Origin of the sequence: Geovibrio ferrireducens (genome assembly GCF_026226615.1) — a bacterium.
GTDB classification, from domain to species: Bacteria; Chrysiogenota; Deferribacteres; order Deferribacterales; family Geovibrionaceae; genus Geovibrio; species Geovibrio ferrireducens.
The window spans coordinates 144490-169084 of record NZ_JAJAPB010000005.1; the positions used below are offsets into that span (position 1 = coordinate 144490).

Here is a 24595-nt window from a genome sequence, read left to right on the forward strand (position 1 = left end):
GAATGTGCAGGCTGAATACAAAAAAAATCAGAAAAGATAAGGCAGCTAATCAAATAACAGCATTGCGGAGAGGAGCAGCAGGTTTATTCATCCGATGCTGTGTTTAACCCGAAGTTTAATATATTTTATAGAATAAACATCTGAAAGGCGCGCAGAAAAGCGGAGTGCATCTGTTCAGAGCGGAAATGCTTAACAAATGCTTGACAGGTCTCTTTTTTACCTGTATAGTCTCATTATAAATCAGAACATCATTCTATTAATATTTCAGGTTTGACAGCAATGACTTTTAAAAAAATGACCACCGAACTGCATAATGAACTGCTTGAGGGTATTCATTTCCGTTTTACGGACCATGAGCCTGAGACTCCGTTCTTCGATGCGGATAATATAAGAAAACTTCTTGATAATGCAAAGGTTTGCGGAATTGACATTCTGGGAATCGAGTGCTGGACCAGCAACCGTCTGGATTATTTCACCACTGTCTGCCGTGATATTTATGTGGCAACACATAAAATACCCGAAAACCAGTGGGCGGACAGAGCCCTTGCTGAGATCATGAATGAATACGGCGAAAAAGTGCTTGAAAAATTTCCGGATGACAAGCCGCTCTTCTCAGTTGAGTTCAGCGGAAACTGACAGAGTTTTTATTCTTCCAGAAAGAGCTCAATCCCTCTGCCTTTCACACTGCTGATAAACTCGCTGAAAGACACGGCAGCGGCAGCCTGCGCCTTCTCCCTTTCGGAGTTAACCGCTGTGTAGTTATCCTTAAGCGCGGCAACCACGCGGGCATCTATCTTGTTTTTTGAAACAAGTTCATCCAGAACCGAAATCACCCCTTCCTTATCCATTCCCGCTCTGTACGGCCTGTCCTCCGTGAGGGCGGTAAAAATATCCGCGACAGCCATTATCCGGCAGCCCAGATCAAGCCTGTCCCCTTTAACATGGAAGGGATAGCCGTTTCCGTCCAGAGTTTCATGGTGGAAGGAAGCCCACTCTTTGATATTGTCAAATATCTCAAAGCAGTTGAGGGCAAAGTAGGTGTAGTAGGTATGCTTTTTGATCATCCTCTGCTCGCTGATGTTCAGAGAGCCGTTTTTGTACAGCACGTCAGGCAGAACAGCAAGCTTGCCAAGATCATGCAGATAGCCAGCCACTTCCATATTTTGCACTTCCTCTGAGCCCATACCGAATATTTCAGCAAGGAGAGAGGCTGTTCTGGCAACTCCGGCGGAATGAGTGGATGTGAAGCTGCACCTGAAATCTATTATACGGCTTATCAGTTTGGAGATTTCCAGTATCTCCGCTGGTTTGAGAATGAGTGTATTGAAATGGTAGTCTCTCTTGAGAAGCCTGTATTTGTCCGGCTCCTCAAGGTTAAACCAGAAGGATTCCTTTTCTGCCAGATGCATGAAGGCATCCACATGCGAAGGCTTGAACCACCGCCCTTTCATGGAGGAGATTTTATCAAGGACAGCCGCCTTCTGCTCAAGGGCGCTTTTATTCCTGTCGGTGAGTATGTCCACCCTGTCAGCCAGATGAATTATGAATGCACCCTCCGGCAGTGCGGAGCCCAAGTCACGGGCGGCCTTGCCGTGGTTCCATTTTTCATGATGGTAGCGGATCATCTGAGCTATGCTGCCAAACTTATCCGTGTCTTTAAACAATAGATGGCCGATATAGCCGTGGCCGTACTCATGCCCTGTAAATTCAGGGTTTGCGAGCTCCCTGAACTCCTTTTCGGCAACAACGCCTATGTCATGCAGAGCAGAAGCAGCCACTATATCCTGAACCTCATATTCAGACAGGCCGCACTCACGGGCGAGAACCCCCGCTATATAAGCCACACGCTGATGATGCCCGTTTATTAACGGGTTAACCAAGTCCACAACGCGGGATAAGCCCATTATTAAGTCAAGGCGTGAAATCACATACGAGTCCATCATCTTCCTTCTGTAAGCGCCTTCTGCTGTCTGAATATTCGTTATTTCCATTGTACACCGCTGCTTCAAATTAAATTAGGTAAAATCTCTCACTCTCCGCTGAAAACTTTATACACAGCGGAAAAATCCTCATCGGCTATCCCCTTGCGGAACATCTCACCGAAAAGCTCCTTAACAAGGGAGCCTGTGTATAAAGGAGTCTGCAGTTCATGCGCCAGAGCCTGAAGATACCCCATATCCTTGAATATGCAGGCTCCGCTGAACTGGGCTGAGAAGTCACCTTTTATTATTTTGTCTTTTTTAGCATCCATCACAAGGGATTTTCCCGCACCCTCAGCGAGAATTTCCAGAAGCTCCGCCTTGTTTATCCCTGCCTTTTCTCCCAGAGCCGCTGCTTCGGCTATGGAGGCGCAGAAAACACCGAGAAGCATGTTATTTATTACCTTGACCTTTGAGGCTGCCCCCTCCTTCTCAAGCCAGCAGGTCTTCCTGCCTATGGCATCAAGCACAGGGCGCGCTTTTTCAAGAGCTAAGGCGGAACCGGAAGCAAGCACCACCAGAAGTCCCTTCGAGGCAGGGACAGTGCTCCCCAGAACTGGAGCCTCAAGGTACATTCCGCCCATGGATTCCACCTCATCATAAAGCTGGAAAACATCGCCGAAATGGTTTGTTGTCGTATCTATTATAAGTTTGCCTTCAATATCAGCGGAAAGTATTCCGTTCTCCATCCAGAGTACGTCCAGAACAGCCGCCGTGTCAAACAGATTAAGCACAATCACATCCGCAGCGGAAACCACGGCAGCGGGAGATTCGGCAATCTCAGCCTTAAGCCCCTCGCATTTTCCGAGAGTCCTGTTCCAGACCACAAGCTCAAATCCCTGCTCTATCAGCCTGCCCGCCATGGCTTTTCCGAGGTTGCCCATTCCTATGAACCCGACCTTCATATTCCCCTCCGCGTTAAAACCCGTTGCAACGGGCATCATTTTTAACATAATACATCCATGACCCGTATGAAGCAAGATAACAGACTGGAGCTCCTTATCCCGGCGGAAGAGATAGACGGCGGGGCAATGAAGCAGATTCTTAACTTTTTAGACTACTCTTTCGTGCGTAAGCTGGCTGTGATGCCGGATGTTCATCAGGGCTACCACCTGCCTATAGGCGGGGTTGCGCTTCTGGACAAAGGGATAATCTCCCCTTCCGCCGTCGGGTATGACATAGGCTGCGGAATGTGCTGCATACTGACCGACATACCCGCACAGGAGATAAAACCCTCCGCTGAAAAAATATTCCGTGAAATAACATCAAAAATACCCAGCGGATTTGACGCTCATAAGCACCCGGAGGAATATGAAAAATTCCGCTCCGCCTCATCAAACAGGGATCTGGACAAACAGGTGAACGAAAAACTCTTTCACCAGTTAGGCACTCTGGGGAGCGGCAACCACTTCATAGAGATAGGGGAGGACAGGGACGGAATGCTCACGGTAACTCTCCACAGCGGCTCCCGCAACCCCGGTCACTCTGTAGGCGGTTATTACATGAGGCTGTCAAAAACGGAGGATAAAAGCCTCCCCGAAGGGTTTCTGGATCTCACGCGGGACACAGGCAGGGCTTATCTGGCGGATATGCGCTTCATGCTGGAATATGCCCTCGCAAACAGGCTTGCCATGCTTGAAACTGTGAAAAAAATCCTCGGCATAGGCAAAAAAAATGTAAAGCTTTTCATAAACGAAAACCACAACCATGCGGAAGTGCGCAGGGACGGCGTTCTCCACCGCAAGGGCGCAACTCAGGCCGATAAAGGCCGATACGGAGTTATTCCCGCCAACATGCGCGACGGAGTTTTCATCACGGAGGGGCTCGGCAACGAACGTTTCCTTTCCTCCGCCTCCCACGGAGCAGGCAGAACACTGGGCAGAAAAGAGGCAGCAAAGTGCCTTTCTCTTGACCGCTTCGTCAGCGACATGAAAGGAATAACCGCATTCACAGACAAGGCACGTCTGGAGGAAGCACCGCAGGCATATAAGGATATAAACAGGGTAATGGAACTCCAGGAAGGGGTTGTTATACACACGTTAAACAGGGCTAAACCATTCATAAATGTAAAAGGATAGTGCTTTATAGCGATTATTTAAGATAAAACAAGTCTATTGATATGTTTTACTATAGATTTACATAATAAACAATTCTCTTTTACTTCATTAAGTTATCATTAATTTTATGTCAAATTTCATTTCAAATGCAAAAAAGGCATTGCACTTGCTTGTCAAAATACATATTTAGAAAGTCTGCAAGCTTTAAACCAGCAGAACACAAGGAGGAGCAATGAGTCTCAAACTTAAGCTGTTTATTATCACGCTGACTGTATTCCTTATCAGTTCGGCCATCCTGAACATACAGTCCTACGGAGATAAAAAGGATCTCTCCAGAGGAATAATAAACGGTTCACAGAAGGCAGTATCAGACGAAATAGCACTTTATGTGGACGCATGGTCAAAGTCGAAGATGAAGGCGCTGGATGTTTTCGCGGAAGACCTCGGTAAAAAGGGCGAGTACGCTCTCAGCGACATTGACACTCTCACAAAAGACCTCAAGCTGGTCTCCGACTCACATTCGTTTGACCTGATGTATGTGGGTGTTGAGGCCACGGGCGAATTTCTGCCTTCCGCCCATATCAATCTCCCCGCAGATTATGACCCAAGGAAGAGACCATGGTATCAGGGAGCAAAAAACAGCAGCACCGTCTCCGCAACTGAACCCTATGCGGATGCTGAGGACGGGAGACTTATCATATCATTCATGAAGCCTGTTCACCCCGGCGGAAGGTTTGCTGGCGTGCTCGCATCTGACGTCACCATGACGGACATAGTCGGCTCCGTACTTTCCAGAAACACGGGCAAAAACGGATTCACTTTCATCACCAACAGGGACGGAGTAATACTTGTTCACAAAAACAAGGACTATGTGCTGAAGAAAAAAATAACCGACCTTGACCCCGGTCTCAGAAACATAGAAAACATTGTAAACAGCAGGGAGGGCACTGTATCTTTCCGCACTGACGGGCAGGACTATCTCCTCTCCGGTTCGGCAGTTCCCTCACTCGGCTGGTATGTATTCACCGCCATAGCAAATGAGGATGTTTTCGGAGATCTCCATTCAAAGCTCCTTAAACAGGTTTTCACAGGCTTTTTTATCACCGGTCTCTCTGTTCTTGTTATCCTCTTCTTCACCAAGAAACTCCTGAGCCCCATAGACACGCTGATAACAAGGCTTAAGGATATAGCAGAAGGAGAGGCGGATCTCTCCAAGCGTCTGGATGAATCCCGCACTGATGAACTGGGCACAGTGGCCGGACTTTTCAACAGATTTATTCAGAGGATTCAGGACATCATACGTCAGGTGGATGATCTGGCCTCCACCATGACCGATTCAAGCTCAGAGCTCGCACATGCCGTCACCGGTATCTCCGATGGCCTCGGAAACCAGACGGGGGACACAAATGAGCTCGCCGCCGCCATTGAAGAGATGAACCAGACCATCCAGCAGATAGCCGAAAACGCATCAAGCACTGCGGAACAGGCGGGCAACACGCTGAAAAGCGCCGAATACAGCAAAGACTCAGTAATGGGTACAGTGCAGAAAGTGGCGGAGATAGCCGATTTTATAAAGGAATCCGCAGTTGTCATTGAATCTGTAGGTGAATCATCAGGCAAAATAAGCGAAATTGTAAATGTAATCAATGACATAGCAGACCAGACAAACCTTCTGGCACTCAACGCCGCCATAGAAGCGGCAAGAGCCGGAGAACACGGACGCGGCTTCGCCGTGGTGGCGGATGAGGTTCGCAAGCTTGCTGAGCGCACTCAGAGAGCGACTCAGGAGATAACATCCATGATCGGCGGGCTTCAGGGCTCAGCTAAAGATGCGGTAAGTAAGGTCGAGGGCGGCGTTAAACACGCTCAGGCAGGTACTGAACAGGCAAACAGGGCGGAAATGTCCATAGGTGAAATCATCGAAAACACCAACACCACATCGGACATGGCAACCCAGATCGCAACTGCTGCGGAACAGCAGTCCGCAACCACGGATGAAATAGCCAAAACTGTTGCCAGAATAAGAAAAATATCTGAAAGCAACACAAACGAACTCATGGAAATAAGCAGCGCAACGGCCAAGCTCAGCAGACTGGCTGATGACCTGCATAACGCAGTAAGAATGTTCAGGATATAGTTCCGGAAACAGGAGCAGAAAAGGCCTTCCGCAAGGAGGGCCTTTTATTTCACACTCATCTCTCTTTCCTCGCGGAGAATACGCCACCTGCCGCCTTCAAAAACAAACCTGCTCCTGCTGAAAAAGCTGGTAACCTTATCATCCACGGCAATGTATTCTATAAAAGTGACCTCGGCGCATTTCCCCTGTACAGTCTCCTTCACAATGTTCAGCCCCGCATGGGAGCTTGCCGCCACTATCTCCGCAAAGCGGGTGCAGAAGGACTGTTCATCAGGGAAAAAGCGTCTCAGTTCGCTGCTTTCCGCATATAGGTCATATACTCCGCCGCCGTTTTTTTCGGTGTAAAGCCTCGCCCTGTGTTCAATTATCTCTTTCGGGGTCATCATCAAAATAGCTCTCCACTGGTATGTCCCGCCCCTTGCCTTCTATGAAGAGGGCAAAGCGGATGCGCTCAAGGAGCAGCCGGAAGGTTTTCCTGTCCAGAGCGGAAATATACACCGCATCAGGCTTGGAGTTTTTTATTTCCATCAGGCTGTGCAGCCTTGCATCCGCAAACATTGTATCCGGCAGAACATTGTTCAGCACAAAATCCGCCTCCTCCGGCGGGAGCAGGTCGGTCTTGTTCAGCACCGTTATAATCTTCTTGTCAGTGAGTCCCAGTTCCGCCAGAACTGTCTCCACAGAGCGGATGTGGTTCAGAAAGCCATGGTTTGATATATCAACCACATGAACCAGCAAATCCGCCTCGTTCAGTTCCTCAAGGGTCGATTTGAAAGCGCCTTTGAGATTCTCAGGCAGGTCACGTATGAAACCCACCGTATCTGTTATGATAACATCACGCTCCTCCGGAAAGCGTATGCGCTTGGAGCTTGTGTCCAGAGTGGCAAACATGAGGTCATCAGAATAAACCTCGCTTTGGGTGAGGTTGTTAAGCAGGGTGGATTTCCCGGCATTAGTGTAGCCGACAATCGAAACTATGGGCAGCCCGCCCCTGTTTCTCCTGCTCCTCTGCACTGTTCTGTTCTGTTCTATCTTCTCCAGCTTCTTGGAAAGGAATGCAATCCGGTCGTTAATGCGCCTTTTGTCTATCTCCAGTTTGGTTTCTCCGGGGCCTCTGCCCCCTATTCCGCCTGTAAGCCTTGAGAGAGCATCATCCCTGCCGGAGAGACGGGGAAGTATGTATTTAAGCTGTGCAAGCTCCACACGTATCTTGCCTTCGTTAGATTTTGCCCTGCGTGCGAATATATCAAGGATGAGCTGTGTGCGGTCAAGCACCTTAAGCTCAGTAAATTCTGAAACGGCTCTGGACTGTGCGGGTGAAAGGCTGTTATCAAAAACTATAAAGTCTGCCCCGGTCTGGAGAGCACGGATCACCACCTCTTTCAGCCTTCCCGGCCCCATAACGTATTTCGGATGGATCTGCGGTTTAATCTGCGTATGAATATCCAGAACATCCATTCCGGCACTTTCGGTGAGCTCCTGAAGCTCCGCCATGTGCTCCCCGGCATCCTGCTTTTTGCGGTAAGAGCCCACAAGTATCGCAGAATGGGCGTTTTTTACCCTGAACAGAGCCTTGGTTTTATCCTCTATCTCTTTTTCCAGAGCAGAGATGAAATCCAGATAATCAGTGTCCTGCCTGTGGGGATCTGTGTCCTCAAGGAAGCCGAACATATGCGGGCTGTCCGGCGGAAGAAGATGAGCCGTCTGCATCCGCATGGGGATGCCTCTGCTGTCTCCGTGGAGAACCGTCACGGAATCCAGACGGAGAAGAGCAAGGTCGGTAAGGTCGTCGTCGGTGAGTTCCTCGCCGCCTGTGTGGGTATGCACAAGCCTTAAGCCGCGCAGCCCTCCCGGCGTTATCCTGTATCTGCTGAGGACAGGGATCACGATCTCCGATGAACCGCCGATGATCACATACTGCACTGTGTTTGCCCTGTCAAAGAGAACCGCAGTCTGTCTGCCTGTTTCCGCAGTGAGTTCACAGAGGGTTCTGGCAAACTCAGGGGACACTGCTGAAAAGGATGATGATTTTCTGCTGTAAAGCTTTTCCAGACGCTTAATCTGCTGAGGGCGCAAACCCTCAAGATGACCGAATACTTCTATGAAACGCCTCCGAAAAATTAAATTAAAAAACCGCCGCACCATGGAAATGATACGGCGGCTTTTATTCTATACGCTGCTGGCTTTCTTTGCAATTATTCTGTTCTGAACCTCGAAACAAGCTGGCTCATTTCATCCGCCTGCCTCTGGAGATCCGCTATGGTGTGGGTTATCTCCTGCATTGCGACTGAACTCTCCTCCAGACCGGAACTGAGCGCCTGAGTGTTGTCGTTTATGCTTATTATCGTAGCGGTCTGCTCCTGAACAGCGTTACTTATTATGCTGTTCACCTGCTCCGCAGTTTCCATTGTTGTCACTATCTGCCCGAAAACAGCGCCTGTTTCGCCTATAACTTTCACGCCCTCTTCAACCTGTTTTCTGGCTTCTCTCATGTCCTTTTCGGCCTCGCCTGTCTCCCTGACAAGGCCGCCAATTATCTTGCTGATTTCGCTTGTGGCGTTCTGTGTCCGTTCCGCCAGCTTGCGTACCTCATCCGCCACCACGGCAAAGCCTCTTCCTGCGTCTCCCGCTCTGGCTGCTTCTATTGCTGCGTTAAGCGCAAGCAGGTTAGTCTGGTCGGCTATATCGTCTATCACACCCACAATATTGCCTATCTCATCTGATGAACCTGAAAGTCTGCCTATAGCCGCGCTGAGCCTGTCCACCTTGTCTCTGATTGCGTTTATCTCATTTGTGGCCTTGTTGAGGCTCTTCCGCCCTTCGCCTGTGTATTTTACCGCCTCACGTGAGCGCTCGCTCCCTTCACGGAGCGCTTCCAGAACCTCGCTGGAGGATGATGTAAGCTCTTCCGTAGCTGCGGCCACGCTCGAAACCTGAGAGGACTGTCCCTGAAATGTGGAGGCCATCTCCTCTGAGGCTGAGGCAAGCTGTGAGCTTGCGGAAGCCACACTCACGGAGCTCTGCTTTATGGTTATTATGAGATCTTTGAGCTTGTCTATGAATCTGTTGAAGTTTTCCGCAACCTGACCGACTTCATCCTTCTGGCTGACTTTGATCGCAACTGTCAGGTCACCTTCGCCTTCTGAAATATCCTTAAGCATGTCTGCCGTCTGTCCGAGGCTTTTTGTAAGAACCCGAACCACAAGGAAAGTCACCGTAATCATTACAGCCAGCAGAACCGCCACGGCCGCTGCCATGATTTTCACCATCAGGGCCTTCTGTTCAGCAGCAGACTGCTCTATCCGCGCTATCTCCTCGTTTATATCATCTATAAAAAAACCTGTGCCCACGACCCAGCCCCATTTCTCCAGACCGACGACATAGCTGAGCTTGTCACCCTGTCTGCCTGTTTCGGGGTTGTTCCACTGATAAAGCACATAACCCTGCTTCTCGTCTCTGGCAATACGGCTCATCTCACGGAAAATATATTTACCGTCACCGCTTTTCAGATCTCCCAGATTTCTCCCTTCCAATTCAGGGTTTCCTCTGTGAACCAGCACATTGGAATCGAAATCCGTGACAAATACATAGTTCCCGTTATCAAAACTGAACTTTTTTATTATTTCCTTAGCAGCATTCTGTGCCTGCACATCATCAGCCGCAGAACTGCGGTAAATATCATCTATGGATGAAACCGCCATTTCAATGTAGATTTTAAGCTCATCACGCTTGGCAGCTTCAAGATCGCTTCTTGTGTTTTCAACAAAGCTCCTTCCCATTTGCCCCATTTCATAAACTGCCAAAAACATTACTGAAAATACAGCAATCAGAACCGACAGCGTGGTAACAACGCTGAACTTAAGTCTTAACGAAAGAGACATGAATAACCTCCGTAAATCAGAATACATGATTTGTGTCTGTCATATCCTATAAGAACACTAGTTTTGTCCTTTTTTATGTCAATAAAATATTAACAAAAGCTAAGAAATTCAAGGATTATTTTTGTTCCGGAAACAAATTGTTTAGATTATTTAACTGATTAATAATTAAGACTAATTATCTACCATAATTCATACTGTATATAAATGTAACACTATTCTGAACAGATAAATTCCCTTTCAAAATTTTACTGTATATAAATGTGACACTATTTTGAGTAATTTCTGCCGGATATACGCCGAAACTGGCAATCGGATTGTCAATTTCTGTTGTTATTTTACAAATTCTGATTATTATATTTTCTTAACCAAGCGGAGGCATGAATGATTTCAAACAACATGACAAATGACAAAAAAACCGAGATTATCCTTGATTTTGTGGTAGAAGCGGCAAGAGCATTCGGAATAATTCAGGAAGCGGGCAAAAAAATAGGCGCAGTCAGTGAAACAGGCAAAAGAATATGGGCTCTTCTCAGGATTCTTAAGCTTTACGGTCCGCAGACAGTGCCGCAGATAGCGAAAATGCGCTCTGTTTCCAGACAGTATATACAGAGGCTCGCCAACGACATAGTTGACGAAGGATACGCAGAATACAGCAAAAACCCCGGCCACAAACGTTCGCAGTTTCTCAAAATCACCCAGAAGGGCGAGGAGCTTTACAGCGAAGTTTATGAAGCAATGAGAGAAAATGTGGAGGCTGTTGCCCCCAAGTTCAGGGAAGAGGACTTAAGCGCAGCGGAAAGAGTTCTCAAATCACTCATATATGAGCTTGAGCACTATTTGGGAAAATCAAAGAAATAAGCAAAGCCGTTTTTCCCGCCGTTTTTCACTTCGTACATGGCGGTATCTGCCTTGCTCACCAGTTCATCTATATTTACCCCGTCATCGGGAATAATGCTTATGCCTATGCTCGCCCCTAATATCTGCCTGTCACCGCAGGCGCCGTAGGGGCGGGAAACCATCTCTATAATCCTTCTGGACACCGCTCCGGCTTTTTCCCTGTTTTCTATCCGGCTTAAAATAACCAGGAACTCATCCCCGCCTATGCGGCAGGCAGTGTCAGCCGTTCTGATGCTGGTGAGAATGCGTCTTGCAGTCTCTTTCAGCACATCATCACCGGCTTTGTGCCCGTAAGTATCATTAACGTTTTTGAAGCCGTCCAGATCAATAAACAGAACAGCGGCCATTTCACCGTATCTTTGCACCCTTTCCAGAACGGTTTCCAGCCTGTCCCTCATCAGGAATCTGTTGGGGAGTCCGGTGAGTATGTCGTGCATGGCCATATGCCGTATTTTTTCCTCACGGAGTTTTTTATCCGTGATGTTTTCCTTCACCGCCACATAGAAAAGCAGCCTTCCTTCGCTGCATTTCACAGGGGTTATTGTCGAAAGCTCCCAGAAAATATCACCGTATTTACCGCGGCTGCAAAGCTCCCCGTTCCAGGTCTGCCCTCCGCGTATTGTCTCCCACAGATTTTCATAGTACTCCTGCGGGTGCACTCCTGATTTGAGCAGGTTCACGTTTTTCCCGAATATCTCCGGTGCGCTGTAACCGGAAATCTCGCAGAAAGCAGGGTTAACATATTCCACATGGCCTGATGAGTCGGTAATTATTACGGAAACCGGGCTTTGCTCCACAACGAGAGAAAGCTTCATTATCTCTTCGCTGCGTCTTTTCTCATCGGTAATGTCCCTGAAAACGTTCAGAACTGCCATGCCGTTTCTGCTTTCATACGGCTGACTGGACATCTTGACGGTCATTTCCCTTCCGCGCTTGTTTATCAGGGTTCTTTCAAAACCAACGGAAGGCTTTCTGGTTGTGAGCATATCTTCGATAAAATCTTCCACCGATACCTTATCCTGTTCGGGGATAAAATCCATAATACGCTCACCGAAAGCGTCCTCAGGGTTTTCGTACCCCAGAAGCTCCGCCCCGGCGGGATTTATGTAGGTGATGAGCATTTTCTCCTGGACAACAATGCCCATCGGGGAAAACTCAGTAAGAAGTCTGTATTTGTTTTCACTCTTTTCCAGCAGCTTTCTGGTTTTCGTTATTTCGGTGCAGTCTTCCAGAGTGCAGACTATGCCGCTGAATTTTCCGGAAGCATCCCTGCTTGGGGAGGCGCTGACCTTGACAAAGCCGTTTCCGCCGTTTCTTGTGGAGCAGAAAAGTTCATCGTAAAAAGCTTTTCCGGTTTTTACCAGACCGTCAAAAGGACATTTGTAATCATGCAGAATACAGGTATCACCCTCAAGCTTCCCTGCGAAAAAATCCTTTATATTTTTATTAAACCAGTTGGCGCGTTCACCCAGCATCATCATGGATATTGCGGCGGAGTTGGCAAATTTCATTTTCAGACTGCTGTCCAGTATAACAACGCCGGAGGGCAGGTGTTCGGTAACGGTCTCCAGTATATCAGGAAGCTCCTCCGAGCCCTCTTCTTCGGCAGTGTTTTCGGTAATATCAGTGCCGATACAGAGAAACTTTTCCCCGCCGTTGTTCATGGGTATCCGGGTAAAACGGAAAGTTCGCCTATTGTTCTCCTGATCAGAAAGAGTTATGCTTCTTGTGGATACGTATAAGGGTGAGAGTGAGCTGGATATTTCAGAGGAGAATCTGCCGCAGAATTCATTGCCGTAAACAGATAAAAACTTTTCAGCCTCCTTGTTTACATAAAGAAAGCATTTCTGTTTATCAGTAACCATAACTATGCTTTCGGAATCTGTAAGGATACCAAAATCAGTCAACTCGGAACTGAAATGTGTTTTCATCTCCCACCTTGGCTGTGCATTGTATATATCAATAACGCTTATCGGCGCATAGGAGTATATTTATTCAATTTAACTATTTATGCAAGAGGATATTGTTAAAACTGAGCCAAAATACAAATAAATTAGGAGAGAGACCATTTAAAGAGATGTTGACTGATATATTGAATCATTGAATATAAAACTTATATAATAAGGAGTTATGAAGATGTACCTAGGTTTTTTCAGTGACAACTGCGCAGGCGTGCTGCCGGAGATAATGGAAGCAATTTCAGCAGAAAATAGTGGTTTTACACGACCTTACGGCTATGATCATACAACCGGGGAGTCGAAAGAGGTTCTCAGGGAACATCTGGGGGATGCGGAAGTTAACTTCATGCTAACAGGAACAGGTGCAAATGTTGCACTTATTGCAGCGGCTCTGAAACCGTTTCAGGGGGTAATATGCCCGGAGACTGCTCACATAAATGTGGACGAATGCGGCGCTCCCGAAAGATTCACATCATGCAAGCTTCTGAGCGTTCCGGCGGAAAACGGCAAGCTGAACCCTAAATACATCACGAAATTTGCCCATAATGTCGGCTTTGAGCACAATGTGCAGCCTGTTATGGTTTCCATATCTCAGGCAACGGAAGCGGGCAGTCTGTACACTGTTGATGAGATAAGTGAAATAGCCCGCATAACCCACGAAAACGGCATGTATCTGCACATGGACGGAGCAAGGATAACTAACGCTGCCTGTGCCATGGGCAAAACAATAAAGGAAATCTCAGGCGATCTTGGGGTGGATCTCCTCAGCCTTGGAGGAACAAAGGCGGGAATGATGTTCGGAGAGGCTGCCGTGTTCTTTAATAAGGAACTCGCAGCCGATTTCAAATACATCCGTAAGCAATCTATGCAGCTTCTCTCCAAGTCCCGCTATATAGCCGCACAGTTCAAAAGAATGTTTGAGGATGACCTGTGGCTGAAGGCGGCCGGGCATGCAAACGCAATGGCCGCATATCTGGGTGAAAGGCTTGAAGCCATAAACGGTGTAACACTCAGCAGAAAGCCGGAGGTAAATGCAGTATTTGCGCAGATACCCCGCAGCGCAATTGATGTGATAATAAAAGAATTCGGCTTTTATATCTGGAATGAGGAGCTGAACGAAGTGCGCCTGATGACCAGCTTCGCAACGGAGAAGAAGGATATAGACGCATTCGCGGACAGGCTGGCAGAGGTGATGAAGACGGTATAGAGAAAATCACACGACATCCACGGAGGATGTGGATGCCGTGCTTAAAAAAGCTTTAATATTTGCCTCAGACCGCCTGCGGAAGCAGCCTGAGGCATATTGCGGGATCTCTCCTCTCCCTTTTATCCTGCGGAGACAGGATTCTCTGTTACTCCCATGAATTTTCGTTTGACATTTCCCTACCTGCAACAAGTCCGAAGGTAAAGGCTCCGGCGGTTCCGCCTCCTGCGAGATAATACTGGGCATTGATGTGGGCAATGGATGAACCTGCGGCATAAAGACCGGGAATTACCGAACCGTCGGTTTTAAGAACCTGAGTTTTAGCATTCACACGGAGACCTCCGCATGACAGAGTAAAAACCCTCTGGCTTGTCTGCCTCATGGCATAAAAAGGAGCTTCCATTACCTGAAGTGTAGTGGGATCCTTCTGGAATTGTTCGTCGGTTCCGTTAGTTGCGTACAGGTTGTAGCGGTTCACGGTTTCACTAAGGATCGATGCCGGAACACCTATTTTTCCCGCAAGTTCAACTATAGTATTGGCAGTTTCCATAGAGAAGTTCGCCTGAACTGCAAGGGGTATCTCATCCAGCACTTTCTGGTCAAAAATGAGGTAGATTGAAGGATATGTTCTTGCCACAAGTCTTCCGAAAACTGAGCCTCCAAGATCCTCAGGCGCAAATCTTATTCCTGTGGGAGTAACGGCTATTGATTTAACAAGAGCAGGATGGTTCATATAAGTCGGACCGTAGTCCTCGGCAGCTCCCATATTTTTTATATCGGCTCCTATTGCCTGTCCCATTTTTATTCCATCGCCTCTGTCTCTGCCGCTGCCGCCGCGGAAGCAGTTCATTGCGTGGGGTATAAACTGCTGAACCATCTCATCGTTGTTTATGAAACCGCCGCTGCATATAAGAACTGCTTTTGAAGCTTTGTAATATTTTGTGCCGCCGTCTTTCTCAGCGGCAACACCTACTACCCTTCCGCTTCCGTTTACTATGAGTTCGTTTGCTCTTGCGCTGTATTCAACTGAAACATTACTGAGTGCAAGCGTTGCTGTTTCAAGTGCTCTCCAGAATGTTCCTGCTCTTGAAAGACCTGCAGATGTATCCGCAATTGCAAAATGCGTATGGGGAACAGGAGTGGTGTAGCCTGCTTTAGCCATAAGCTCGGGGCGTTTTTCATTATCATACATAAGGCTGTAATCAGCGGCGGGGCCGGTGGCATAGCCTGTGTAAAACCCTGAGTAAGTCACGCCAAGCTCCACAAGGGTATCGTAAGCCGCTTTCGCATTATCAGCATAAACTCTCATAAGCTCCGCATTGCCGCCTTCGCCTACTCCGGCGAGTGCATAGTTATAAAACTCATCAGCATCTTCAGTGAAGCCGCTGTCTATCTGAATCTGCGTACCGCCGCCGAAGTGTGTTCCGCCGCCGCATATTTTTGTACTGCCGCCGCCTGCCGTTCCTGCTTCTACAAAAATTATTTTTGCGGAAGGATCCTGTTTTTTTATGTTGATGGCAGCCATTGCGCCCGCACCGCCGAAACCGACAAGAACGAAATCAGCAGAATCGTCCCAGCTTGAAGGAAGATTACCCGAGCTACCAGCAGAACCGGAGGGCTCTACGACATTGACATCGCCTCCGCAGCCAGTGAGAATGCTCATTCCAACTGTACCCACCGCAAGACTTCCGAATTTAAGAAACTTTCTGCGGGAAATCGATTTATTTATCTCTTTTTCATCTTTTTTTATACTCATGATTTTCTCCTTAAAATGAATTTTCTGTTGTGATTCTTAAAATTACAAACAGAGCTACGGTCTTGTTGATGATATATATTCAACTAGGTCACTAAGCTCCTCGGCAGTGAGCGACACAGGAAACGGGTGGTCATCAAGACTTGATGAATTGAACCCGTCAAATATCGCATCAGTGATTGCCGGAGCCATTACCCCGCTGTGACAGCCGCTGCACGTTGTGTTAAAAACAGCCTCCCCGGGCAACGCAGGATCACTCGGATCTGTGGGGTCTGTGGGATCAGTCGGGTCTGTATTTTCTCTCAGATACCCGTCAATAAGTTGGAGCTGTTCCAGCGTGGGTGCGGGGTCAAGCTCAAATGGATGATGAAATGTTTCAGGGGTGAACAGATGAGGACTGAATTCATGACAAGAGCAGTAAGCCAAAAAAATTTCTTCCGCAGTTGCAGGAGGTTCAGTCGGATCAGTGGGATCTGTCGGATCAGTTGGGTCAGTTGGATCAACAGGCGAACTTCCGCCATTGTTGACATAGTCATCCAGATAAATTGTTTTGTCATCACCGTAACAGCCCGCAAATATGGAAAGCAGCACTGTAAGCACGGTCAAAAGTAATAAATTCTTTCCTTTCATTTAATTTCCTCTTGTAAGTATATTTTTTGACATCTCAGCCGATTCAGCCGACTATGGCTTTCAGAACTCACAGGCACTTTGTATACACCACCTCCTTAAAATATCTTCCGCTTACAGCCGGATCCGTTTCGGACTCTCCCAAGCCGAGCGGATAGTCCTCCGGGAAAATCACACGGAAAAGATCCGGCATATTTTCGCAACGGACTGCATTAAAATCCTTCTCACCGCATCCACAGGCAGAAGCAAACAACAGCATTCCGACTACTAACCATTTGTTAGAAACCATTTTCTTCACTCCTAAACATCAATCAAAGATACTTGTACTTTTAAGATGCTTTGTCTGGCTCAGGTGTAATGAACGAACATCTGAGAAATAAAAACGAACTCAAAGCACACCTAATCAGAATTTTTATTACGCCTCAGATAACAATAAAGGTGCCAAACACTGTCCTCTTTACCTATAAATGACTTAGGGAATCGCGCCAAACAGACTCACCACAGATGGTGAGTAGATTCACCAAATATGGTGAGCTATATTCGCCAAAAACATTGTTAATGAAGAAGAAACAAAAAGATATGTGTCCGAATTAATTTGACATTTCTGAAAAAATAGTTAATGTATTAACTACATTTTTATTAAAAGTCGGAGAGAGAGATGATCAACAATGAAATGTTTCTTAACGACACCATTCTTAATATTTTTAAGAGTACAGATGTTGAAACTCTTCTTACAAACTCACTCAAATGTCTGAAGAGGTACATCCCCATTGATATGATAGATCTGTCATATTATTTGGAGGAGGAACACAGTATACTGCGTTTATGCACAGTAGAAGAGAACAGAACCTACAAGGATCTTTACATAAAGCTACCTGACAGCATCAAACCAGAAGACTTTAAGCGCGGTTTCCCCAATGATTGTGTATATAACTATAATGAAAGAGTAGCCCAGACAGAGAATAAAACCAACTTTATCTGCCCTACGGAGGGCAACTCCTGCATAGTTCTTCAATGCAGAAACGCAGGGCACGTCATAGGCAACCTTGCGATTAAGGTTTACAAGGAAAATGTCTATACCGATGAGCATAAAAATCTTCTGCGCCTTCTGGCAACCCCATATACCATGGCACTATGCACTGCCATCACTGCCAGAGAGATGCGCAACAGCAATTACAGCAGTGTGAAAAACAGCATATCGCAGGATTCTGCATTAACAAACTTTGCCATGTCCGTGGAGCCTGATATGAACAAGCTTCTCACACAGGCAAAAGAGGTAGCCGAATTTTCAAGCGCTGTTCTCCTCACAGGGGAAACCGGAGTAGGGAAAGAGGTTTTCGCTAACTTCATACACAGCAATTCAGACAGAAAACACGAGGCCTTCATAAAAATAAACTGTGGAGCAATCCCTGAAACTCTTATAGACAATGAACTTTTCGGACATGAGAAAGGAGCGTTCACGGGGGCGGATTCATCAAGAAAAGGGCGGTTCGAGCTGGCGCACAATGGAACGCTCTTTCTGGACGAGGTGGGAGAGCTGCCTTTGAATTCTCAGACAAAGCTTCTGCGTGCGCTCCAGTTCGGGGAAATAGAGCGTCTCGGCGGAGGAAAAGCGATCAAGGTCAATGTGCGCGTTATCTCCGCCACTAATAAAAACCTGCCAAAAATGGTGAAGGACGGAACATTCAGAGAAGATCTGTTCTGGAGACTGAATGTTTTCCCCATTGAAATTCCGCCTCTGAGAGAGCGAAAAGGGGATATTCCGATTCTTCTCAGGCATATAACAGAAAAAATATGCAGAAAGTTTGGAATCAAAAATATACCCGAAATTGACGGCTCTGTAATGGAGAAACTCATCAGCTATCAGTGGCCGGGAAACGTCAGGGAAATGGAAAACATAGTTGAACGCGAAATCATAATGAATCATGCAACAGAGATGAAGTTTGAACATATAAATACCGGAATGCAGTTCAGCAGTCAGCCGGAGCAAATCATCACTGAAAGCAATATCGCACTTGACCATGTTATGAAAGCGTACATTCTCAAAACTCTTCATCAGACCAACTGGAGAATAAGCGGAAAAAACGGCGCAGCGTATATTCTGGGAATACATCCCAACACACTGCGCCACAGGATGAAAAAACTGGGAATATTTTAAATACGGCTTCGCTTCGCACGGCGCAGTGTATTTCCTTTATAATTCAAAATTTGCCATCCATGGAAATTTTGAATACACGCTCGCGCCGCAGCCCCGGTTTTCTCCCTGTTCAGCGTCACTCTGAGCAAAGCGAAGAGTCTCAATATTATGTCCAACAAGAGATTCTTCACTGACGTTCAGAATGACATCAGCATAAACTGTTTACGTTTACTTATATTTTTTCCTGCGAAAAAGATCTGTTCTTCTTGATATAACTCGGTCGATAAACAGAACGCCGTCGAGGTGGTCTGATTCGTGCTGAATGAGGATCGCCTCGAAGCCTTCGGTTTCGATGACTTTTTCTTCCAGATTCTCATCCAGATACTGCACAAGAACCTTCCTTGCCCTGTTCACGTTCCCAGTATAATCCGGCACACTCATGCACCCTTCTCTGAAAGGGGTTATGCCTTCCCATTTCAGTATCACGGGGTTGATCATTATCTGTCTGCCGTGGCTCTGCTCGCACTTGGGGTTTTTGCCCGGATCGATTGCTATGATCCTGTAGAGTTCACCTATCTGCGGTGCGGCTATTCCCACGGAGTGGGATGATGAATCCATTGTATCTTTCAGATCCTGTATGACCTGCTTTATTTTATCGTTCAGCTCCGTCACATCTTCCGAAATCTCTTTCAGAACCGGATCGGGATAAACCAGAACTTCCCTTACTGCCATATATTACAACTCGTATGTTTCAATCTGTCTGACGTGTATGTCGGTTCCGAGCTCAGATGAGATCTGCTTAAGCTTGTCCGTCCATGTTTTATCCGGAAAATATTCAGGCAGAACAACTTCCAGAACCATAATGTATATCGGCGATTTTTCCTTTCCCGCCACTTTGGTCTGAAGGTCTATGATGTTTATACCTTCCCCGGAGAGAAATGAAGCCACCTTATGCACTATGCCGGGCTTGTCTGAACCGTATACGGATATTATGTAGTGCTCACCCGCGGGAGCATCCTCGGTTTCCGTCATGCTCTGCACTTTTACGGAAACACCTTTTTTCTCAAGGAGTTCCTCAAAAAGTTCCTTAACCTCGCACTCGCTCATGGGCTGTTCGCGGCTTACTATTAATATTGCCGCAAAAAAACCCTGAAGCAGCGTGGAGCTTGAGTCTTCGATATTAAAATTGTTCTCAAGAAGAACCTTGGTTATGTCAGCTACTATACCGGGCCTGTCACCCGCAACGAGCATGAGTGAAAAAAGGTTTGCCTTTCCCATAGATGCACCCCGTTATTACTAATGGGTTATTATGCTTTCGCCTGCTTATTTGTCAACGGACTTTTTTGCTCTCAAAAAAGATTCAGGGCATATTAGTATTGAAAAGAAGTGTTTAAAGACCATATAATTATAAACATACATTTAAATATAGGGGGCAGAAACTCATGTTTGATCTTTTTACGGACAGAGCAAGGCGGGTGATTCTCTATTCCAGAGAGGCCGCAGAAAAGCTCCTCCAAATATCCATAGATACGGAGCACATCCTCATGGGGCTCCTCAGGGAGAAAACGGGTGTAGCCGCCGATATTTTTAATAAGCGCGGGCTGGACACCAACGTGCTCATAAACGACATCAAGAAAATGAGCGTTCAGGGAAGAAACCTGATGATAAAAGGGAGCCTCCCTTTCAGCCCCATGGGAAAAACTGTGCTTGAGGCGGCTGTGGAGGAAGCGCGGCTGCTGGAAAGCAAATATATAAACACAGAGCATATCCTCCTCGGTCTCCTGAGGGAGCGCAGAGGCAAGGCGTACATGCTCCTCGCCAAGCTGGGCTTTGAGCTTGCCCCGATAAGGGAGGAGATACGCGCTCTTTCCAGCACAAAAGTACAGGGAGCCACGGTCTCCACCCCCACAATAGACGAGTTCGGGCGTGATCTCACAGAACTTGCCAAGGAAGGCAAGCTTGATCCCGTTATAGGCCGCAGCGGGGAGATTGAAAGACTGATCCAGATCCTCTGCCGCAGGATAAAGAACAACGCAGTGATAATCGGCGAACCCGGCGTGGGCAAAACAGCCATAGTGGAAGGCCTCGCCCGTGAAATGGTCTCCTCCGGCATACCCGAATTCCTTAAAAACAAGCGCCTGATCTCCCTTGAACTCGGAAGCCTCGTTGCCGGAACCAAATACAGAGGCCAGTTTGAGGAAAGGATGAAAAACCTGATCAAGGAGATTGAACAGGCAACAAACATCATAGTCTTCATAGATGAAATACATACCATAGTCGGTGCGGGTGCTGCCGAAGGCTCCATTGATGCGTCCAACATGCTGAAACCCGCCCTTGCCAGAGGTTCTTTCCAGTGCATAGGCGCAACTACCCTAACGGAATACAGGAAGCACTTTGAAAAGGACGGTGCGCTGAACAGACGCTTTCAGACAATTTTTGTTAATCCGCCCAACACTGAGGAAACAATCGGAATCCTCGGCGGAATAAGAAAGTATTACGAAGACTTCCACAAGGTCTACATACCTGATGAGGTATTAAAGGAAACCGTTTACCTCACAGACAGGTATGTGACCGATAAATTCCAGCCTGACAAAAGTATAGACGTGATAGATGAAGCATGCTCAAAGCTTAAGCTCAGCGTGAACATACTCCCCGATAATCTCAAGGAGGTTAAGCTTAAGCTTGATGCCGCCATGGATAAACGGAACAGGCTGATAGCCGACAACGACTTTGACACTGTGGAAAAAGTGACAAAGGATATTGACCGCCTCGGCGGAAAGTTCCGCAGCCTCCTTGGGGAATGGACTCAGGAGCTTGATTTGAACTGGCCTTCACTGAACAATGACCACATATCCGAAGTGGTGGCGATGATGACGGGAATCCCCGTCCAGAAGCTCCGTGAAGACCAGATGGAGCGCATAGTCAACATCGGAAAGGATATAAAGAAATACGTTCTCGGACAGGATGAGGCCGTGGACGCGCTTGCCCGTTCCATAAAGCGCAGCTTCGCAGGGCTCAACAACCCTGACAGACCGCTGGGCTCCTTCATATTCCTCGGTCCCACAGGCGTGGGAAAAACTGAGGTCGCAAAACGCCTTGCCGAGATAGTTTTCGGCTCCGCCGGAGCACTCATACGCATAGACATGAGCGAGTATATGGAAAAGTTCAACGTTTCCAGGCTTGTCGGCGCACCCCCCGGATATGTCGGCTATGAAGAGGGGGGCAAACTCACCGAGCAGGTTCGCAGGAAGCCATACTCAGTGGTACTCTTCGATGAGATAGAGAAAGCGCACCCCGAAGTGATGAACATACTGCTGCAGGTTCTGGATGAAGGGCACATACATGACAGTCTGGGTCATATGGTTAACTTCAAAAACACTGTAGTGATAATGACCTCAAACCTCGGAACCAAGCTCACCCTTGATTCCCGCTCCATGGGTTTCAGTACCTCGGATGATAAGGTAAGCTTCGAGATAGATTATGACAGGTTCAGATCCAACGCATTTAAGGAGCTTCGGGAGCGTTTCTCCCCCGAATTTCTCAACAGGGTGGACAGCCACATAGTGTTCAAGCCGCTGGGCAAAGGTGATCTGTTCAAAATCATCGATCTTCAGGTGGAGGAAATCAACCAGAGGCTTGAAAAACACGAAAAGCAGGTTTCACTCGATGACGATGTTAAGGAATTCCTCCTTTCTCAGGACTATAACTTCAACTACGGAGCAAGGCCAATCAAACGCCTCCTCCAGACGCACATAGAAGACAACCTGTCGGATATACTCATCTCCGGCAGATACAAAAAACGCAGGAACTTAAGGGCGGTTTTAAAGGATGGACAAATCTCTTTCAAATAAACGTATAGCCATAGTTGGAGCCGGGGCAATAGGCTGCTATTACGGCGCATTCTTCACCAAGGCGGGTTTTGATACCGAGCTCATAGCAAGGGGAGCGCATCTGAAAGCCATGCAGGAAACAGGCAAGCTTGTGTTTAAAAGCAGAATACACGGGGATTCTGTTATCCCTGTCAAGGCGTCAGGCGGGCTTACGGGTGAGTATGATGTTATAATCTTCGCCGTTAAATCGCAGGACACCGAAGCAGTGTGCGCAGATGCCGCGAAGCACCTCAGAAAAGACGGCTACGCTGTTTCGTTCCAGAACGGAGTGGAAAACCCGGCTATTCTGGAAAAGCACTTCGGTAAAAACCGTGTTCTCGCTGCGAGCCTTTACATCGGCGTGTGGATAGAATCACCGGGGGTGCTGAACCACACAGCCTTCGGAAATATCACCTTCGGCGCTTTCAGTGAGGAGAGCAAAACCGTAGAGCCATATTTTGCCGAAATTCTCAGCAAATCCAGCCTGGAGTTTAATGCGGCAAAAAGCATGAAGTATATTCTGTGGAAAAAGCTTATCTGGAACATTGCCTACAACCCGCTTTCCGCGCTTCTGGAAAGCACCTGCGGCAAAATGGCAAAAGATCCGGAAGTCTTTGCCCTCATGGTGAAAATGGTTAAGGAAACCCTTGAGGCGGCACGGATGGAAGGGGTGGAAGTTCCCGAAGAGGAATGGATGCCGCTTATAGCCCACAAGGACAGTCTGGACGATTATAAAACCAGCATGCTCATCGATATACAGAAGAACAGACAGCCTGAGATTGACGGCATACTCCTGCCTGTCATAAGCCGTCTGGAAGCCGCGGGCAAAGGAGCGCCCTACTGCGAAACTGTGTACAGATCGCTCAGGTTTAAATACGGCAGAATATTTGTCTACACACCGAGAGTGGCTGCGGATGTTATAGTAAGAAACGGCGGCTCCGTTCTCCTCGTGGAAAGAAAGTACGAGCCCAAAGGCTGGGCTATACCCGGCGGATTTGTTGAATACGGCGAAAAGACAGAGGACGCTGCTGTGCGCGAACTGATGGAAGAGACAGGCATTAAGGCTGAATCCGTAACACTGCTGGGCATTTACTCAGACCCGGCAAGGGATAAGCGCGGTCATGTGGCTTCCGCTGTATATTACACAGAATCTGATGCCGAACCCGTAGCGGGTGATGATGCAAAAACAGCAAAATTCTTCCCGATGAATGCCCTGCCCGCCGATCTGGCGTTTGACCACGCCAAAATACTGGCGGATTACATAAAAGTGAAGCCTGTATGACAGAACCGGAAAAGAAGCTGAAAAAATACACAGTGCTTTACGCCGAGGATGATGAAGGCATACGCAAAAGCTATGAAATGATACTTAAAAAGCTATGCGGAACCCTTCATTGCGCCTCAGACGGTAATGAGGCCTTCGTCCTTTATACCGAAAAGAAACCGGACATCCTCATAGCCGATATAAAAATGCCCTATACGGACGGATTGCAGCTTATCAAAAGAATACGCAGTTCCGACAAAAAGCTGCGCATACTCATGACCACTGCCTATACAGATGAGCAGTACACCCTGCAAGCAATAGAGCTGGACATAAGCAGATACCTTGTAAAACCTGTTATGCTTGAGGATCTCCGCGGCGCACTGCAAAAATGTGTACGCGAGCTGGAGGAAAAAAACCCGGAGCTGATTTGCCTCGAAAACGGGCTGACATACAGCTTTCCCCTTAAAAGCATTTCATCTTACGAAGGGGAAATCCCCCTCACCAATATTGAGTCGCGCATTCTGGAAATTTTGATTGAAAACCGCGGCAGAATAGTGCGTTATGAAAAATTTGAGTCTGAAATATGGCGAAATGAGTATATGTCCAAGGAAACCCTGAGAAGCCATATAAAATTTTTGAGAAAAAAAATAGGCAATGAGATCATCAAAAGTGCTAAAGGTCTGGGGTATTTCATAAACTCCTGAAACAAGCACCGCATTCCTTTTCCTCCGCAATCAGTCTGATTTTCCTTCACGATATTTTCACGCCCGCATGATAAACGTTATTTATAGTGATATTTCTATTGCTTGCGAAGCATTGCCGATCTGAGGTTAGG

The 24595-nt window shown here is 47.3% G+C and carries 20 protein-coding genes; 9 read left to right on the plus strand and 11 right to left on the minus strand.

Going from position 1 to position 24595, the window contains the following annotated elements:
- Nucleotides 1-279 precede the first annotated feature (279 nt).
- Complete coding sequence (locus OSQ85_RS07310) at nt 280-636, plus strand: hypothetical protein (RefSeq protein ID WP_265822194.1); 357 nt, start codon at nt 280-282, stop codon at nt 634-636.
- 8 nt (nt 637-644) lie between these two features.
- On the opposite strand, the gene OSQ85_RS07315 is transcribed toward OSQ85_RS07310, so the two are convergent.
- Nucleotides 645-1991, minus strand: coding sequence for an HD-GYP domain-containing protein (locus tag OSQ85_RS07315; protein WP_265822195.1), 1347 nt, complete (start codon nt 1989-1991; stop codon nt 645-647).
- Nucleotides 1992-2029: 38 nt separating this feature from the next.
- Nucleotides 2030-2884 carry an NAD(P)-dependent oxidoreductase gene (locus OSQ85_RS07320; RefSeq protein ID WP_265822196.1) on the minus strand — a complete coding sequence of 285 codons (855 nt, stop codon included), beginning with the start codon at nt 2882-2884 and terminating at the stop codon, nt 2030-2032.
- 66 nt (nt 2885-2950) lie between these two features.
- Between OSQ85_RS07320 and OSQ85_RS07325 the strand changes: the two genes are divergently transcribed.
- Together OSQ85_RS07325 and OSQ85_RS07330 are read left to right on the plus strand one after the other, a co-directional pair.
- Complete coding sequence (locus tag OSQ85_RS07325; protein ID WP_265822197.1) at nt 2951-4057, plus strand: RtcB family protein; 1107 nt, start codon at nt 2951-2953, stop codon at nt 4055-4057.
- Between the two features lie 211 nt (nt 4058-4268).
- A complete protein-coding gene (locus tag OSQ85_RS07330; RefSeq protein ID WP_265822198.1) occupies nt 4269-6173 on the plus strand; it encodes a methyl-accepting chemotaxis protein in 1905 nt (634 codons plus the stop codon).
- Nucleotides 6174-6217: 44 nt separating this feature from the next.
- Here the strand turns inward: OSQ85_RS07330 and OSQ85_RS07335 are convergent, their stop codons facing one another.
- From OSQ85_RS07335 to OSQ85_RS07345, 3 genes are all read right to left on the minus strand, one after another.
- Complete coding sequence (locus OSQ85_RS07335; protein ID WP_265822199.1) at nt 6218-6559, minus strand: YchJ family protein; 342 nt, start codon at nt 6557-6559, stop codon at nt 6218-6220.
- Entirely contained in the window at nt 6534-8249 is a 1716-nt protein-coding gene (gene hflX, locus OSQ85_RS07340) for a GTPase HflX (RefSeq protein WP_265822200.1), read from the minus strand. The genes OSQ85_RS07335 and hflX overlap by 26 nt, the downstream gene beginning before the upstream one ends.
- A 119-nt stretch (nt 8250-8368) precedes the next feature.
- Nucleotides 8369-10054 carry a methyl-accepting chemotaxis protein gene (locus OSQ85_RS07345; protein ID WP_265822201.1) on the minus strand — a complete coding sequence of 562 codons (1686 nt, stop codon included), beginning with the start codon at nt 10052-10054 and terminating at the stop codon, nt 8369-8371.
- A gap of 381 nt (nt 10055-10435) precedes the next feature.
- On the opposite strand from OSQ85_RS07345, the gene OSQ85_RS07350 reads away from it, so the two are divergent.
- Nucleotides 10436-10912 (plus strand): MarR family winged helix-turn-helix transcriptional regulator, encoded by a 477-nt coding sequence (locus OSQ85_RS07350; RefSeq protein WP_265822202.1) that lies wholly within the window; start codon nt 10436-10438, stop codon nt 10910-10912.
- On the opposite strand, the gene OSQ85_RS07355 is transcribed toward OSQ85_RS07350, so the two are convergent.
- Nucleotides 10888-12882: a sensor domain-containing protein gene (locus OSQ85_RS07355; protein ID WP_265822203.1), complete on the minus strand. Its 1995-nt coding sequence runs from the start codon at nt 12880-12882 to the stop codon at nt 10888-10890. The genes OSQ85_RS07350 and OSQ85_RS07355 overlap by 25 nt on opposite strands.
- A gap of 199 nt (nt 12883-13081) precedes the next feature.
- On the opposite strand from OSQ85_RS07355, the gene OSQ85_RS07360 reads away from it, so the two are divergent.
- Entirely contained in the window at nt 13082-14116 is a 1035-nt protein-coding gene (locus OSQ85_RS07360) for a threonine aldolase family protein (RefSeq protein ID WP_265822204.1), read from the plus strand.
- Between the two features lie 145 nt (nt 14117-14261).
- Here OSQ85_RS07360 and OSQ85_RS07365 read toward each other — a convergent pair whose 3' ends face one another.
- The 3 genes from OSQ85_RS07365 to OSQ85_RS07375 all read right to left on the minus strand — a co-directional run bounded on the left by OSQ85_RS07365 (nt 14262) and on the right by OSQ85_RS07375 (nt 16782).
- On the minus strand, nt 14262-15869 hold the full coding sequence (locus OSQ85_RS07365) for an FAD-binding protein (RefSeq protein WP_265822205.1): 1608 nt from the start codon (nt 15867-15869) through the stop codon (nt 14262-14264).
- A gap of 54 nt (nt 15870-15923) precedes the next feature.
- Nucleotides 15924-16496 (minus strand): c-type cytochrome, encoded by a 573-nt coding sequence (locus OSQ85_RS07370; protein ID WP_265822206.1) that lies wholly within the window; start codon nt 16494-16496, stop codon nt 15924-15926.
- Nucleotides 16497-16563: 67 nt separating this feature from the next.
- Complete coding sequence (locus tag OSQ85_RS07375; protein WP_265822207.1) at nt 16564-16782, minus strand: hypothetical protein; 219 nt, start codon at nt 16780-16782, stop codon at nt 16564-16566.
- A 369-nt stretch (nt 16783-17151) separates the two neighbouring features.
- Here OSQ85_RS07375 and OSQ85_RS07380 point away from each other — a divergent pair, with 369 nt between their 5' ends.
- On the plus strand, nt 17152-18651 hold the full coding sequence (locus tag OSQ85_RS07380) for a sigma-54 interaction domain-containing protein (RefSeq protein WP_265822208.1): 1500 nt from the start codon (nt 17152-17154) through the stop codon (nt 18649-18651).
- Nucleotides 18652-18858: 207 nt separating this feature from the next.
- Here the strand turns inward: OSQ85_RS07380 and def are convergent, their stop codons facing one another.
- Entirely contained in the window at nt 18859-19362 is a 504-nt protein-coding gene (gene def, locus OSQ85_RS07385) for a peptide deformylase (protein WP_265822209.1), read from the minus strand.
- Between the two features lie 3 nt (nt 19363-19365).
- Nucleotides 19366-19908 (minus strand): glycine cleavage system protein R, encoded by a 543-nt coding sequence (locus tag OSQ85_RS07390; protein WP_265822210.1) that lies wholly within the window; start codon nt 19906-19908, stop codon nt 19366-19368.
- Between the two features lie 164 nt (nt 19909-20072).
- Between OSQ85_RS07390 and OSQ85_RS07395 the strand changes: the two genes are divergently transcribed.
- Genes OSQ85_RS07395 through OSQ85_RS07410 form a run of 3 tightly spaced genes read left to right on the plus strand, consistent with a single transcriptional unit; the run spans nt 20073 to nt 24464 of the window.
- Nucleotides 20073-22481, plus strand: a complete 2409-nt coding sequence (locus OSQ85_RS07395) for an ATP-dependent Clp protease ATP-binding subunit (RefSeq protein ID WP_265822211.1) — start codon at nt 20073-20075, stop codon at nt 22479-22481.
- Nucleotides 22459-23781: a 2-dehydropantoate 2-reductase gene (locus OSQ85_RS07400; RefSeq protein WP_322874092.1), complete on the plus strand. Its 1323-nt coding sequence runs from the start codon at nt 22459-22461 to the stop codon at nt 23779-23781. The genes OSQ85_RS07395 and OSQ85_RS07400 overlap by 23 nt, the downstream gene beginning before the upstream one ends.
- Nucleotides 23778-24464 (plus strand): response regulator transcription factor, encoded by a 687-nt coding sequence (locus tag OSQ85_RS07410; RefSeq protein ID WP_265822212.1) that lies wholly within the window; start codon nt 23778-23780, stop codon nt 24462-24464. The genes OSQ85_RS07400 and OSQ85_RS07410 overlap by 4 nt, the downstream gene beginning before the upstream one ends.
- Nucleotides 24465-24595 lie beyond the last annotated feature (131 nt).

Bases quoted from the DNA above. Each gene is read 5' to 3' on its own strand.
- OSQ85_RS07310 (WP_265822194.1), top strand. From the start codon at position 280: ATGACTTTTAAAAAAATGACCACCGAACTGCATAATGAACTGCTTGAG.
- OSQ85_RS07315 (WP_265822195.1), bottom strand. From the start codon at position 1,991: ATGGAAATAACGAATATTCAGACAGCAGAAGGCGCTTACAGAAGGAAG.
- OSQ85_RS07320 (WP_265822196.1), bottom strand. From the start codon at position 2,884: ATGAAGGTCGGGTTCATAGGAATGGGCAACCTCGGAAAAGCCATGGCG.
- OSQ85_RS07325 (WP_265822197.1), top strand. From the start codon at position 2,951: ATGAAGCAAGATAACAGACTGGAGCTCCTTATCCCGGCGGAAGAGATA.
- OSQ85_RS07330 (WP_265822198.1), top strand. From the start codon at position 4,269: ATGAGTCTCAAACTTAAGCTGTTTATTATCACGCTGACTGTATTCCTT.
- OSQ85_RS07335 (WP_265822199.1), bottom strand. From the start codon at position 6,559: ATGATGACCCCGAAAGAGATAATTGAACACAGGGCGAGGCTTTACACC.
- OSQ85_RS07345 (WP_265822201.1), bottom strand. From the start codon at position 10,054: ATGTCTCTTTCGTTAAGACTTAAGTTCAGCGTTGTTACCACGCTGTCG.
- OSQ85_RS07350 (WP_265822202.1), top strand. From the start codon at position 10,436: ATGATTTCAAACAACATGACAAATGACAAAAAAACCGAGATTATCCTT.
- OSQ85_RS07355 (WP_265822203.1), bottom strand. From the start codon at position 12,882: ATGAAAACACATTTCAGTTCCGAGTTGACTGATTTTGGTATCCTTACA.
- OSQ85_RS07360 (WP_265822204.1), top strand. From the start codon at position 13,082: ATGAAGATGTACCTAGGTTTTTTCAGTGACAACTGCGCAGGCGTGCTG.
- OSQ85_RS07365 (WP_265822205.1), bottom strand. From the start codon at position 15,869: ATGAGTATAAAAAAAGATGAAAAAGAGATAAATAAATCGATTTCCCGC.
- OSQ85_RS07370 (WP_265822206.1), bottom strand. From the start codon at position 16,496: ATGAAAGGAAAGAATTTATTACTTTTGACCGTGCTTACAGTGCTGCTT.
- OSQ85_RS07375 (WP_265822207.1), bottom strand. From the start codon at position 16,782: ATGGTTTCTAACAAATGGTTAGTAGTCGGAATGCTGTTGTTTGCTTCT.
- OSQ85_RS07380 (WP_265822208.1), top strand. From the start codon at position 17,152: ATGATCAACAATGAAATGTTTCTTAACGACACCATTCTTAATATTTTT.
- def (WP_265822209.1), bottom strand. From the start codon at position 19,362: ATGGCAGTAAGGGAAGTTCTGGTTTATCCCGATCCGGTTCTGAAAGAG.
- OSQ85_RS07390 (WP_265822210.1), bottom strand. From the start codon at position 19,908: ATGGGAAAGGCAAACCTTTTTTCACTCATGCTCGTTGCGGGTGACAGG.
- OSQ85_RS07395 (WP_265822211.1), top strand. From the start codon at position 20,073: ATGTTTGATCTTTTTACGGACAGAGCAAGGCGGGTGATTCTCTATTCC.
- OSQ85_RS07400 (WP_322874092.1), top strand. From the start codon at position 22,459: ATGGACAAATCTCTTTCAAATAAACGTATAGCCATAGTTGGAGCCGGG.
- OSQ85_RS07410 (WP_265822212.1), top strand. From the start codon at position 23,778: ATGACAGAACCGGAAAAGAAGCTGAAAAAATACACAGTGCTTTACGCC.